Raw genomic sequence first — 12,929 nt, 5'->3', positions numbered from 1 at the left:
GGCCTTGCTCAGGCGTATCAGCTCAGGAGCAGGGCGACCAGGGCGATGATCACGGGCGAGCTGATCGTGCTCAGCAGGATGCCATCCCTGGCGAAGGTGGTTCCCACCTCGTAGCGGGCCGCATAATTGTAGACGTTCTGGCCGGTGGGCAGGGCCGCCAGAACCACGCACCCGTACAGCTCAGCCCCGCTGAAGCCCATCATGAACCGGGCCAGCAGGTAGGCGATCATGGGCATGACCAGATTCTTCAGGATCACCGCGCACAGGGTGGCACGACGGTCGGTGCCCTGGCCCATGGGTCGCGAACCCCGCAGGGACATGCCGAAGGCCATGAGGATCATGGGCACGGCCGACTGCCCGATCATGTCGATGGGCTTGTAGACGAAGTCGGGGATGACGAAATGACCGACCTGGGCGCTGATGGCCGATATCACTATGCCGTCTATGGAGCCGATGAGGATGGGCTGCTTCAGAGGCTGTTTGAGGATGGTTTTGACCGAGAGCTTGCCGGAGGTGGTCGCGTCCAGAACGGTCAATCCGATGGGGGTGAACAGGGCCTGTTGCATGACCAGGATGGGTGCCACCAGTGTGGGATTGCCCAGAATATAGGTGGCTACAGGCAGCCCGATGTTGTTGGAGTTCAAATAGAGGGAGTCCAGAGCGCCGATGGTGGCTTCGGCGGCCGGCAGGTGGAAGCTGGTCGCGTTCAAGGCCACGAAGAGCAGACCCACGGCCGCCGCCGACAGGAAGGCCACGATGATGCTGGGGTGGAAGATGACCGACAGCTTCTGTTTGGAGAGGATGGCGAACATCAGGCAGGGCGTTGACACAAAGAAGGAGTATTTGTTGAGCACCAGCTGGGCCGTGGGACCGCCTACATGGAAGCGGGCGGCCACATAGCCCACGGCGATGACCACGCCGATGATGAAGAACCCTTCCATGGCACTGAGCAGTCCAGGCACTCCGGCATCCTCCTCGTCTCGCATGGTGGACGGCGGCCTCCCAGGCGGAGGGCCACCGCTTCCGTCGTCCCTATTGTGCCACCCGGAGCCCATACTTGCGGCTGCAGGTCCATCCGCGCTCCTTCGGCCCGCTAGCATGGCACTATGGCCAAGAACACACAGACGGATATTGATCTTCTCGCCGGCGCCCGGGGGGCAGAACCAGCCCAGGCCCTGGCAAGCATACTGGAGGCCATGACCGCCCTGAACTCGGTCAGTGGTCAGGAAACCGCCCTGGCCGATGCCGTCCAGAGGGCCCTGTCCTCATGCTCTGGCCTCTTGGTCCGTCGGCTGGGCGACACGGTCGTGGCCTCCACCCAGCTGGGCCGTCCCCACCGCATCGTCCTTGCCGGGCATCTGGACACCGTGCCCGTGGATGGGAACTTGCCCCCGCGCTGGCTGGAGCCCGGCGATCCGCATATCCGCACCGATCCGGCCGCCGCCCACCCCGGATCCCGGGTGCTCTACGGCCGGGGTACCGCCGACATGAAGGCCTCGGATGCCGTCTTCCTCCATCTGGCGCTCACCCTGCAGGAGCCGGTCTATGACCTGACCTTCGTCTTCTACGACCATGAGGAGGTCCAGGCCGACCTGAACGGGCTGGGTCGGGTGGTGGCCGCCCACCCCGACTGGGTGCAGGGGGATTTCGCCATCATCGGCGAGCCCACCGACTGCGCCATCGAGGCCGGCTGTAACGGAACCATGCGATTCGACCTGATCACCCACGGTACGGCGGCCCACTCCGCCCGTTCCTGGATGGGCAGCAATGCCATCCACGCGGCCGCGCCCATTCTGGACCGGCTGGAGCAGTATCGTCCGGCCACGGTTCGGGTGGACGGCCTGGACTACCGGGAGGGGCTCAACGCCACCATGATCGAAGGCGGTCTGGGCACCAACGTCATTCCCGACCGCTGCCGGGTGCATGTCAACTACCGGTTCGCTCCCGACAAGAGCCTGGCCCAGGCCAAGGAGCTGATGATGGGCCAGGGGACAGGCGCCGAGCTGGGCAATGGCGAGCATATGGCCCGCGGCGGGGTCTTCCAGGGATTCTCGGTGCGCATGTGCGATGAATCTCCCGCGGCCCGTCCGGGTCTGGATTCGCCATGGGCGCGTTCGCTGGCGGACCTGGTTGCCCGGACCACGGGTCAACAGCCTCGCGCCAAGCTGGGATGGACCGATGTAGCGCGGTTTTCAGCCCTCGGCCTACCAGCCGTCAATCTGGGCGCGGGGAACCCCCTGCTGGCCCACAAGGCCGACGAACAGGTGCCCCTGGATGACCTGGTCAGGCTGGAAGCGATACTGGTCGAGTGGCTCAATGGACCTGATGGCCGCTGAACTGTGCCATACTAGATGACGGTGGTTCTGCCTGACCACTTGCAGCGTAGGCGTTGATCCCCCCGGACGGAGACCCAGTGATCCGTACGGGCGTCGGTGTCCGCCTGCGTCAGGAAGACTTTTTGCCAAGGCGTTTCGAACGGGCGTACGTAGGTGCGCGGTTGCAGTGAGAGTGCAGCGTGAGGACGGATCGGAACCGTGAGAGCGGCGCGAGGCGGCGTGCCGCAAGGAGCATTGTGCCCGAAAAAACGAATAATGAGGATACCCAGGAGAATAGGCCCGCCATCAGTGATGGGCAGGGGCGGCAGGTCGACCAGACCACCGGTTCCGGCACTCGTCGCCGCTCTGGACGGCGTGTGGTCAGGGTGGCCGGTGCCGCTGGTGCCGACGTGCCCGTGAAGGTCGAGGCCGAGAAGCACAAGACCTCCCGCAAGCCCAAGGAGGAGGACGAGTCCAAGCCCTCCGCCACCCGTCGTCGTCGCACCCGCAAGCCCAAGGAGGATCAGGCTGCCGATCAGAGCGTGCAGGAACACTCCAGCCAGGATGCCCAGGAGGATGAGAGCGAGTCCAAGCCGACCAGGACGACCACTCGTCGTCGCACCCGAACCACTGCCCGTCGACGCACCGAAGAGCATGCCCCGGAGGGCGAACCTGATCAGGACCGTCAGGAACGTGCCCTCGAGGCTGTGGAGGCTCTGACCTCGGGCCGCAGCCAGAGAACAGGCCGGAAGGCCGAGGAGCAGGATGAGCGTCCGCGCGCCGCCCGTGCCTCTCGTCCCCGCCCCATGACATCCCTGCTCTTCCAGGAGCCCGTCATACCCGCCTCCCGGCCTGAGCAGGATGAGCGCGAGGAACGGGATGAGGAGGACGAGGATACCGAGCAGTCATCCAAGACCTCCCGCCGGAGCAGATCCAGGAACACTTCGGAGGGCGGCTCGCGCCGTTCCCGCAGGCTCAACGCCGAGGAGCGCAGGGCCGCCGACGAGGTGGAGCGCATCGAGGAGGATCTGGACCACGAGGGCATCACCTTCGTGGTCGACGGGGACCAGGAGCAGGACGAGGACCAGCAGGAGTCCGGCACCCATACCCGTCGCCGCCGCCGTTCCAAGAGCGATGACGAGGACTCCGAGAAGTCCGCTCCCACCCGTCGCCGCCGTCGCGGGCACGAGCAGGAGAAGGACAAGGATGACGAGGACGAGGCTCCGCTGACCCGTCGCCGTCGCCGTCGCAGGGGTTCCAAATCCGCTGAGGGCGAGTCCGAGGAGTCCGGCACCCGCCGTTCGCGCAAGCAGCAATATATCGACGAGATCACCGACGTGGAGGGCTCCACCCGCCTGGAGGCCAAGAAGCAGCGTCGGCGGGACAACCGCCGCGAGCGTTCCCGTCAGTCCCAGCTGGTCGAGCAGGACTTCTTGGCCCGCCGTGAAAACGTCAACCGTCTGATGGTGGTGCGCGAAAAGGAGCACCACACCCAGATCTCGGTCATCGAGGATGACATCCTGGTCGAGCACTATGTCTCCGACATCCAGGAGGTCTCCACTGTCGGCAACATCTACCTGGGCCGGGTCCAGAACGTCCTGCCCAGCATGGAGGCCGCCTTCGTGGACATCGGCCAGGCCCGCAACGGCGTGCTCTACGCCGGCGAGGTCAACTGGGACTCCACCCGTCTGGAGGGCCAGCCCCGGCGGATCGAGCTGGCCTTCAAGTCCGGCGACCCCGTGCTGGTCCAGGTCACCAAGGACCCCATCGGCCACAAGGGCGCCCGCCTGACCTCGCAGGTCACGCTGGCCGGCCGTTTCCTGGTCCTGGTCCCCTCGGGCGGCATGACGGGTGTCAGCCGCAAGCTGCCCGACCATGAGCGTTCCCGCCTCAAGAGCATCGTCTCCAGGGTGGCTCCCAAGGACATGGGCGTCATCATCCGAACCGCGGCAGAAGGGGCCAGCGAGGAGGCCCTGACCAAGGACCTGGAGAACCTGCAGCGTCAGTGGAGCAAGATTGAGGACAAGCGCAAGGAGTTCCTGCACGGCAAGCGCCCCAAGCTTCTGCAGGGTGAGCCGGACGTGGCCATCCGCGTGGTCCGCGACATCTTCAACGACGACTTCGCCAAGCTCGTGGTCCAGGGCCAGGGGGTCTACGAGAGGGTCCGCAACTACCTGGAGACCATGGCGCCCGACCTGGAGGAGAAGCTCGAGCACTGGGATCCTGCCGAGCACCAGGGCAAGGATGTCTTCGACCGCTGGAGCATCGACAGCCAGCTGCGCAAGGGTATGGAGCGCCAGGTCTACCTGCCCTCCGGTGGCTCCCTGGTCATCGACCGCACCGAGGCCATGACCACCATCGATGTGAACACGGGCCGCTTCATCGGCAAGGGCAAGTCCCTGGAGGAGACGGTGACCCGCTGCAACCTGGAGGCCTCCGAGGAGATTGCCCGGCAGCTGCGCCTGCGCGACATCGGCGGCATGATCATGATCGACTATGTGGATATGGTCATGCCGGCCAACCGCGACCTGGTCCTGCGCCGCCTGGTGGAGTGCCTGGCCCGGGACCGCACCAAGCATCAGGTGGCCGAGGTCACCTCCCTGGGGCTGGTGCAGATGACGCGCAAGCGTGTGGGCCAGGGTCTGGTCGAGGCCTTCTCCGAGGAGTGCCCCACCTGCCATGGCCGAGGCTTCATCCTCCACGACAAGCCGACCATCTCCGCCTCCTATGCCGATCCATACGCGGTCAAGGGCGGCGATCCTTTCGTCAAGACCAACAAGCATGGGCATGGCTCCTCTGCCAAGGAGACCCTGTCCACAGGTTCGACTCCTGCCGTCAAGGCCAAGCTGGCCAGGATCGCTGCGGCGGCCCAGGCGGCGTCGGACGAGGACGATGCCCAGGCTGGGACGGCGGATGTCGCCAAGGAGTCATAAACTGAATTTCGTTTTGTCGGCGGGGCAGGCACATTTGACGACGCGGTGTGTTTGCTTCTATACTGGTTAGCTGGTGTCTGGACGGGTTCGTCAATTGCATGGCAGGACTCGGATGCCGGGCGCATACAGCTTTGGACAACAGGCAAGGTAGGGCTATGTACGCGATTGTGAAGGCCGGAGGCCATCAGGAGAAGGTCGAGGTCGGTGACCAGATCACGGTCAACCGTCTGGCTGCCAGGAAGGGCGAGTCGGTCGAATTTCCGGTCGCGCTGGTCGTCGATGGATCCAAGGTGACCATGGCCGCCAAGGATCTGGCCAAGATCTCCGTCAAGGGCGAGGTCGTGGACGATGAGGCCAAGGGCCCCAAGATCAACATCCAGAAGTTCAAGAACAAGACCGGCGTGGCGCGCCGCAAGGGCCACCGCCAGAAGCAGACCGTGGTCAAGATCACGGCCATCGCCTGAGGGCCTAGGTCGAGGTAGGAAAGGAACCAGACATGGCACATAAGAAGGGCGCGTCCAGCTCACGCAACGGGCGCGATTCGAATGCACAGTACCTGGGCGTCAAGAAGTTCGGCGGCGAGGCCGTAGTGGCCGGCAACATCATCGTTCGCCAGCGTGGCACCAAGTTCCATCCCGGCCAGAACGTCGGCCTGGGCAAGGACCACACCCTCTTCGCCCTGACGGACGGAACGGTTCGGTTCGCCAACCGGCGTGACCGCAAGGTCGTTGACGTGCTTACCGCCTGATTGCCCCTTATCGGCATCGGCCAAAGGCCATCCCTGTCATAGGGGTGGCCTTTTTGTATATGTTCTGCCTATGTATGGAGATGCCGGGCATTCAGCTCTCAGGGGCCGCATGTCAGGCCGGATTGAGTACCATGGGCCCCTATGAGTGCATTTGTGGATCAGGTCACCGTCCATGTCAAGGGTGGCGACGGCGGCAATGGGGCTTCCTCCATCCGCCGCGAGAAGTACAAGCCTCTGGCCGGACCCGATGGGGGCGATGGCGGCCAGGGCGGCTCGGTCATTCTTCAGGCCGATGCCAACGCCACCAGTCTGCTGGACTACCGCTTCCTGCCGCATCGCCAGGCCGAATCAGGCACCATGGGTCTGGGTGGCGACAAGGACGGCAGCCGTGGCCAGGATCTGATTTTGCCGGTCCCTGTCGGCACTGTGGTCTTCACCGCCAAGGGCGGCCAGGGCGAGCGCAAGCAGCCGGGTGAGCGCCTGGCCGATCTGGCTCATGCAGGGGACCGGTTCGTGGCGGCCCAGGGCGGCGTGGGAGGCCTGGGCAACCGCTCCCTGGCCACCAAGGCCAGACGTGCCCCCGGCTTCGCACTGCTGGGGGACCCCGGGCAGGAACGCGACCTGGTGCTGGAGCTCAAATCCATCGCCGATGTGGCCCTGGTCGGTTTCCCCAGCGCAGGCAAGTCAAGCCTGGTGGCGGCCATGAGCGCGGCCCGGCCCAAGATCGCCGACTACCCATTCACTACCCTGGTACCCAACCTGGGCGTGGTCCAGGCAGGGGAGAGCCGTTTCACCATGGCCGATGTGCCAGGGCTGATTCCGGGGGCGTCCCAGGGCAAGGGCCTTGGGCTGGAGTTTCTGAGGCACATCGAGCGCACCGAGATCATCGCCCACGTCATTGATTGCGCCACCCTGGAGCCTGATCGGGACCCCATGGGCGACTATCGGGCCCTGGAGGAGGAGCTCTCCCGCTATGCCGACCGCCTGGAGCTTCCGCTGGGGGCCATCCCCATGGCTGAGCGGCCCAGGGTGATCATCCTCAACAAGGCCGACCTGCCGGAGGCCCGCGAACTGGCCGAATTCGTAAGGCCTGACTTCGAGGCCCTGGGTCTCAAGGTCTTCATAGTCTCCACAGCCTCGCATCAGGGGCTCAAGGAACTGGGTTACTACCTGGCCGGTCTGGTGGACCGTCTGCGCAGGCAGCTGCAGGAGCAGCAGGAAGCCAGGCAGCAGGAGCGCGTGGTCATCCACCCCCTGGAGCGGCGGCGCAGGAGAGGCGACCGGTCCGGCGATTTCACTCTTGAGCGGCATCAGACCCGGTCCGGACAGACCTGGTTCAGGGTCTGCGGAGCCAAGCCCGAGCGCTGGGTGCGCCAGACCAACTTCGACAACGAGGAGGCCGTGGGCTATCTGGCCGACTGCCTGGCCCGGATGGGTGTGGAGGATGCCCTGCGCAAGGCCGGAGCCAGACCCGGGGACGAGGTCCGCATCGGTCCTGGTGACGATGCGGTGGCCTTCGACTGGGATCCGAGCGTGGCTGCCGGGGCCGAAATGCTGGACGGCACCCCCCAGGTGGCCCGGGGCCGTGACCTGCGTCTGGAGGAGAGCCAGGGGCTCAACCGCCGCCGTACCAACAGCGAACGCCGCCGCCAGTACCACCAGATGATGGACGCCCGGCAGGCGGTGCGTCAGGTCATGGAGCAGGAGCGGCGCCAGGGACACTGGGCCGACCCCTCCGTGGACGACGATCCCCACGACAGGCAGGGTCTGCTGGGGCGCGGGGACTCGGAGTCCGCCGGTTCGGAGGAGGCCGGGCAATGACCGGAGGGGAGGGATCCGACGAGGCAGCGGTCCGCTCCCGGGTGGCCCAGGCCCGCACCATGGTGGTCAAGGTGGGATCCAGTTCCCTGACCGATCCCCACGGGCACCTGGACCTTGGCCGCCTGCGCTCGCTGGTAGGGGCCCTGGCCTCGGCTGCTCTGGATGGCGCTCGCCTGGTCCTGGTCACCTCCGGGGCCATCGCCGCCGGCTTCGGCACCCTGGGGTTTGACCAACGCCCCGGTGACGTGGCCACCCAGCAGGCTACGGCCTCGGTGGGCCAGGGTCTGCTCATGGCCCAGTACGAGACCGCCTTCGCCCGCTATGGCCTGCGTGTTGGCCAGATCCTGATCACCGCCCGTGACACCACCCATGCCGTCCAGTACCGCAACGCCCGGCGCACCCTCTGCCGTCTGCTGGATCTGGGGGTCACCCCCATCGTCAACGAGAACGATGCCCTGGCCAGCAATGAGATTCGATTCGGCGACAACGACCATCTTTCGGCCTTGATTGCCAACATCGTCAGCGCCGATGCCCTGGTCCTGCTCACTGATGTGGATGCCCTCTACACCGAGCCCCCATCCAGGCCAGGGGCGCGCAGAATCGGCTTCGTGCCCGATGTGGCGGCCATCATGGACCAGGTGGATGCCCAGGGTTCCGTCTCCGGACTGGGAACCGGGGGCATGTCCACCAAGCTGGAGGCGGCTCGGATTGCTGCGGCCTCCGGCATGCCCGTGGTCCTGACCCGCGCCGACCTTGCAGGTCCTGCCCTGGCCGGGGATCGGGTGGGCACCCTCTTCGCCCCCATCCGTCCGCGGGGCTCCTCGCACCGGCTCTGGATCAAGTTCGCCTCCCGGCCCCGGGGTGGCTATCTGGTGGATCAGGGGGCTGTCAAAGCCCTGCGCGGCGGAAGGGCCAGTCTGCTGGCAGCTGGTGCCAGATCGGTCCAGGGTGAGTTCTCGGCCGGGGACCCGGTCTGGATCCACGATGAGTCCGGTCACCAGGTGGCCAAGGGCCTGTCCGGCTACGACTCCGAGGAGGCCCAGGACATGCTGGGCCTGAACACCAAGGAGCTCCGCCGCCGACTGGGTGCCCACTATGCCCACCCGCTGGTGCATCGGGACTCTCTGGTCCTGGTCTGAGCACAGCCCTGGGGGTGCTGGGCGGTAGCATGGCAGCATGACTATGGCGCAATGGCAGACCCTGAGCAGACGCATAGATGCGGTGGCCCCCAGTGCCACCCTGGCCGTGGATTCAAAAGCCAAGGCCATGAAGGCCCAGGGCATGAATGTGATCAGCTTCGGTGCCGGCGAACCCAACTTTCCCACGCCTGACCACATCGTGCAGGCGGCGGCCCGCGCCTGTCTGGATCCGCGCAACCACCGCTATACGCCTACGGCTGGTCTGCCCCAATTGAAGCAGGCCATCGCCGACAAGACCTTGCGCGACTCGGGCTACCGGATCGACCCGGATCAGGTGGTGGTCACCAACGGCGGCAAGCAGGCCGTCTACGAGACCTTCCAGATCCTCTTGAACCCCGGCGATGAGGTCATCATTCCCGCACCCTATTGGACCAGCTATCCCCAGATGGTCCTGCTGGCTGGCGGTCGGCCGGTCCCGGTGCTCAGCGGAGCCGACCAGGGCTATATCCCCAGGCTTGAACAGCTGGAGGCGGCCCGGACCGAGCGCACACGTGCCATCATTCTCAACCTGCCTGCCAATCCAACCGGGGCGATTTGGGACGACGACCTGGTGGCTGCCGTGGACCGCTGGGCCATGGAACACCAGATCTGGGTGATCAGCGACGAAATCTATGAGCACCTGACCTACCAGGGGGCGGGTACCCCCTATCCGGGCGCTCTGGTGCCGCAGGTGCGCGATCAGCTGATCGTGGTCAACGGTGTTGCCAAGACCTATGCCATGACCGGCTGGCGGGTGGGCTGGCTGGTTGCACCCCTGCCGGTGGCCCAGGCGGCCGCCAAGCTTCAGGGGCATATGACCTCCAACGTGGCCAACGTCTCCCAGCAGGCGGCTCTGGCTGCCCTGACCGGCGGTCTGGAGGACGTTGAGGCCATGCGGTCGGCCTTCGCACTGCGTCGACGGGCCATCGTGGATGCCTTGAACGCCATGGAGGGGGTGACCTGCCCTGAACCCCTGGGCGCTTTCTACGCCTTTGCCGACGTGACCGGTCTGCTGAATCGGCCAGTGGGTCCGCAGGGCACGGTCTGCGCCACCTCGGGCGAGCTGGCCGAGGTCATCCTGGAGCAGATCCAGGTGGCGGCCGTGCCTGGTGAGGCCTTTGGTGCGCCCGGCTGCCTGCGCTTCTCCTACGCGCTGGCCGACGACGACCTGGCCGAGGGCATGCGGCGACTTGGGGAATGGGTCAGCGTCTGATCCGGCTCCTGGGCAAAATGCTATCGGGGCAACACGGTTGGACTCAATCCACCCTTTAGGCTAAACTAGCGATTTGGCGGTTTTTCCTCCCTGCCGAGTAGGCTGGTGGAAAGTTCCGATAGGGAAGTGGCGCAATTGGTAGCGCAACGGTCTCCAAAACCGTAGGTTGTGGGTTCGAGTCCCGCCTTCCCTGCCAAGGCTTGCAGCAGATGATGCAGAACAAACGAAGGACGGATGACCATGGCACAGAAGGATGGGGCTGAGGAAGCCAAGCCGAACTTCTTCATGCGTATCGGGCTCTTCATCAAGCAGGTCATCGATGAGATCCGCAAGGTCGTGACCCCCACGGGCAAGGAACTGGTGGGCTGGTCCGTGGCCGTCTTCATCTTTGTGCTGCTGCTGATGGTCTTCGTGACCGTGATGGACTTCGGGCTGGGCAAACTGGCCTTCCTGATATTTGGCTGAGCCGTGACAAGGTAGAAGGTGGAGTGATCCATGAGTGATGATCTGACCAGAGAGGGATTGGACCCCGATCAGGCCGCCGAGTCGGTCCCGTCGGCGTCCGACGATGCCCCCACGCAGGAGGATGCCCAGGTCCAGGATCAGTCTCTCGGGTCCCCTTCTGAACAGGCCGGGCAGGACGGCACACCCGCCGAATCCGCCCAGGCCAAGGACACCCAGGACGATTCTTCCGATTCCGACGACCAGGCCGACCAGGAGGATCCCGGTCAGCGTGCCGTGGACGAGTTCTCCAAGAAGCTACGCACCCTTGAGGGCAAGTGGTACGTTCTGCACACATACTCGGGCTACGAGAAGCGCGTCAAGGCCAATGTGGAGTCCCGCGTGGCCTCCTTCGGCCTGGAGGACAAGGTCTTCCAGGTGGAGATTCCCATGGAGGAGGTCGAGAAGCACACCGACAAGGGCAAGAAGGTCGTCACCCGCGTGCGTGTGCCCGGCTATGTGCTGATTCGCATGTGGCCCGACGAGAACGCCCGCCGCATCATCCGCGATACCGAGGGCGTCACCGGGTTCGTCGGCCCCAGCAAGGAGCCGGCTCCGCTGACACGCAAGGAGGTCGTCCAGATGATGGCCCCAATGATTGCCTCCGAGGCCCTGAAGGCCGCTGGGGACAAGCCCGAGGCCGCCAAGAAGCGCACGGTGGAGGTCTCCTACGCCGTCGGCGATCAGGTCACCGTCACCGAAGGACCCTTCGCCACCATGGCCGCCGTGGTCTCCGACGTGGAGCCCACTACACAGAAGCTGACCGTTCTGGTCTCCATCTTCGGCAGGGACACCCCCGTGGAGCTGGGATTCGACCAGGTCGAGAAGATCGTCTGAGCGCCGTCGGCCGGTCCCCGGTCGATGCGATAATCGTTAGGCTTGCGCTCCCCTGTGGAGCGCATTTGGAAAGAACAGGTTGCGGGAGGGGACCGATGGTCTCCGACATCACCGCTTCGTAGAAAGAAGAACCAGCATATGGCTGCAAAGAAGAAAGTCACCGCGCTGATCAAGGTGCAGATAGAGGCCGGCAAGGCCAACCCCGCGCCCCCGCTGGGTCCGGCACTGGGTTCCCACGGCGTGAACATCATGGACTTCTGCAAGCAGTACAACGATGCCACCAAGGACAAGATGGGCCAGGTCATCCCCTGCATCATCACCGTCTACGAGGATCGTTCCTTCACCTTCGTCACCAAGACCCCGCCGGCAGCCGACCTGCTGCGCAAGGCGGCCGGTGTCTCCAAGGGTGCCGGCAACCCGCTGACCACCAAGGTGGGATCCGTCACCAAGGCCCAGGTCCGCGAGATCGCCCAGACCAAGATGGAGGATCTGTCGGCCCGTGACGTCGAGGCCGGAATGAAGATCATCGAAGGCACCGCCCGTTCCATGGGCATCACCGTCACCGACTGAAATTTTCGTTGTGAGCGGTAGGGCATACGCTTGCCCGCACCGCGACTGCTGATAGGAGAAGCAGATGACCAAGCGTTCCAAGAAGTACCGCGAGGCGGCCGAGAAGGTCGATCGCACCAACCTGTACACCCCCGAGGAGGGCATCGCCCTGCTCAAGAGCATGCCCAAGCGCGGGTTTGACGAGACCGTGGAGGCCGTCTACCGCCTGAACGTGGACCCCCGTAAGGCCGACCAGCTGGTCCGCGGCACCGTCAGCCTGCCCAACGGCACCGGCAAGACCGTGCGCGTCCTGGTCTTCGCCCGTGGCCCCCAGGCGACTGCAGCCGCCGAGGCCGGAGCCGACGAGGTGGGCGACGACGAGCTGGTGACCAGGGTCGCCGGCGGCTACCTGGACTTCGATGCTGTGGTGGCCACCCCCGACATGATGGGCAAGGTCGGCCGTCTGGGCCGCGTGCTTGGCCCCCGTGGCCTCATGCCCAACCCCAAGACCGGCACCGTGACCATGGATGTGGCCAAGGCGGTCACCGAAATCAAGGCCGGACGTATCGAGTTCCGTGTGGATAAGAACGGCAACCTGAGCTTCCCCGTGGGCAAGGTCTCCTTCGAGCAGCAGGCTCTGGAGGAGAACTTCCACGCGGTCGATGAGGAGATCAAGCGCCTGAAGCCGGCCACGGTCAAGGGCCGTTACATCACCAAGGCCACCGTCACCACCACCATGGGCCCGGGCGTCCCCCTGGACATCGCGGTGCTCTGAGCCGGTTCGGCTGATACTTCCAGGGCGGGAGACCTTCGGGTCCCCGCTCTTTTTATATC

At 65.2% G+C, this 12,929-nt stretch carries 12 protein-coding genes and 1 tRNA gene; 12 read left to right on the top strand and 1 reads right to left on the bottom strand.

Translation table 11 applies throughout. The annotated features are described in order from the left end of the window. Window positions 1-17: 17 nt before the first annotated feature. The gene (locus H3S97_RS02315; RefSeq protein ID WP_198219658.1) at window positions 18-962 is read right to left on the bottom strand and encodes an AEC family transporter; all 945 of its coding nucleotides are present in this window, start codon (window positions 960-962) and stop codon (window positions 18-20) included. Between the two features lie 144 nt (window positions 963-1,106). On the opposite strand from H3S97_RS02315, the gene dapE reads away from it, so the two are divergent. The 12 genes from dapE (at window position 1,107) to rplA (ending at window position 12,870) form a co-directional block, all read left to right on the top strand. After that, a complete protein-coding gene (gene dapE / locus H3S97_RS02310) occupies window positions 1,107-2,336 on the top strand; it encodes a succinyl-diaminopimelate desuccinylase (protein ID WP_198219493.1) in 1,230 nt (409 codons plus the stop codon). Window positions 2,337-2,572: 236 nt separating this feature from the next. Beyond that, window positions 2,573-5,248, top strand: coding sequence for an Rne/Rng family ribonuclease (locus tag H3S97_RS02305; protein ID WP_198219492.1), 2,676 nt, complete (start codon window positions 2,573-2,575; stop codon window positions 5,246-5,248). A 155-nt stretch (window positions 5,249-5,403) separates the two neighbouring features. Then, window positions 5,404-5,712, top strand: coding sequence for a 50S ribosomal protein L21 (gene rplU, locus H3S97_RS02300; protein ID WP_024626855.1), 309 nt, complete (start codon window positions 5,404-5,406; stop codon window positions 5,710-5,712). Window positions 5,713-5,744: 32 nt separating this feature from the next. Continuing rightward, entirely contained in the window at window positions 5,745-5,996 is a 252-nt protein-coding gene (gene rpmA, locus H3S97_RS02295; protein WP_015022457.1) for a 50S ribosomal protein L27, read from the top strand. A 141-nt stretch (window positions 5,997-6,137) separates the two neighbouring features. Then, entirely contained in the window at window positions 6,138-7,817 is a 1,680-nt protein-coding gene (gene obgE, locus H3S97_RS02290) for a GTPase ObgE (protein ID WP_198219491.1), read from the top strand. After that, window positions 7,814-8,956: a glutamate 5-kinase gene (gene proB / locus H3S97_RS02285; protein WP_198205712.1), complete on the top strand. Its 1,143-nt coding sequence runs from the start codon at window positions 7,814-7,816 to the stop codon at window positions 8,954-8,956. The genes obgE and proB overlap by 4 nt, the downstream gene beginning before the upstream one ends. Window positions 8,957-8,999: 43 nt before the next feature. Beyond that, complete coding sequence (locus H3S97_RS02280; RefSeq protein WP_198205911.1) at window positions 9,000-10,208, top strand: pyridoxal phosphate-dependent aminotransferase; 1,209 nt, start codon at window positions 9,000-9,002, stop codon at window positions 10,206-10,208. A 120-nt stretch (window positions 10,209-10,328) separates the two neighbouring features. Continuing rightward, a tRNA-Trp gene (locus tag H3S97_RS02275) sits at window positions 10,329-10,404 on the top strand. Between the two features lie 44 nt (window positions 10,405-10,448). Further along, a complete protein-coding gene (secE, locus tag H3S97_RS02270) occupies window positions 10,449-10,673 on the top strand; it encodes a preprotein translocase subunit SecE (protein ID WP_029678149.1) in 225 nt (74 codons plus the stop codon). Between the two features lie 30 nt (window positions 10,674-10,703). Then, a complete protein-coding gene (gene nusG, locus H3S97_RS02265) occupies window positions 10,704-11,546 on the top strand; it encodes a transcription termination/antitermination protein NusG (protein ID WP_045935777.1) in 843 nt (280 codons plus the stop codon). 138 nt (window positions 11,547-11,684) lie between these two features. Next, window positions 11,685-12,116, top strand: a complete 432-nt coding sequence (rplK, locus tag H3S97_RS02260) for a 50S ribosomal protein L11 (RefSeq protein ID WP_045935776.1) — start codon at window positions 11,685-11,687, stop codon at window positions 12,114-12,116. A 64-nt stretch (window positions 12,117-12,180) separates the two neighbouring features. After that, window positions 12,181-12,870 carry a 50S ribosomal protein L1 gene (gene rplA, locus H3S97_RS02255; RefSeq protein ID WP_029678147.1) on the top strand — a complete coding sequence of 230 codons (690 nt, stop codon included), beginning with the start codon at window positions 12,181-12,183 and terminating at the stop codon, window positions 12,868-12,870. Window positions 12,871-12,929 lie beyond the last annotated feature (59 nt).

This window comes from Bifidobacterium choladohabitans, assembly GCF_016102005.1.
Lineage (GTDB): Bacteria > Actinomycetota > Actinomycetes > Actinomycetales > Bifidobacteriaceae > Bombiscardovia > Bombiscardovia choladohabitans.
The sequence above is the reverse complement of the archived record's forward strand: the minus strand, read 5'-3'. Positions and strand labels throughout refer to the sequence as shown.

Coding starts and splice junctions, on each gene's coding strand:
- rplK (WP_045935776.1), top strand. CDS start 11,685: ATGGCTGCAAAGAAGAAAGTCACCGCGCTGATCAAGGTGCAGATAGAG.
- obgE (WP_198219491.1), top strand. CDS start 6,138: ATGAGTGCATTTGTGGATCAGGTCACCGTCCATGTCAAGGGTGGCGAC.
- H3S97_RS02280 (WP_198205911.1), top strand. CDS start 9,000: ATGGCGCAATGGCAGACCCTGAGCAGACGCATAGATGCGGTGGCCCCC.
- proB (WP_198205712.1), top strand. CDS start 7,814: ATGACCGGAGGGGAGGGATCCGACGAGGCAGCGGTCCGCTCCCGGGTG.
- nusG (WP_045935777.1), top strand. CDS start 10,704: ATGAGTGATGATCTGACCAGAGAGGGATTGGACCCCGATCAGGCCGCC.
- rplA (WP_029678147.1), top strand. CDS start 12,181: ATGACCAAGCGTTCCAAGAAGTACCGCGAGGCGGCCGAGAAGGTCGAT.
- rpmA (WP_015022457.1), top strand. CDS start 5,745: ATGGCACATAAGAAGGGCGCGTCCAGCTCACGCAACGGGCGCGATTCG.
- secE (WP_029678149.1), top strand. CDS start 10,449: ATGGCACAGAAGGATGGGGCTGAGGAAGCCAAGCCGAACTTCTTCATG.
- rplU (WP_024626855.1), top strand. CDS start 5,404: ATGTACGCGATTGTGAAGGCCGGAGGCCATCAGGAGAAGGTCGAGGTC.
- dapE (WP_198219493.1), top strand. CDS start 1,107: ATGGCCAAGAACACACAGACGGATATTGATCTTCTCGCCGGCGCCCGG.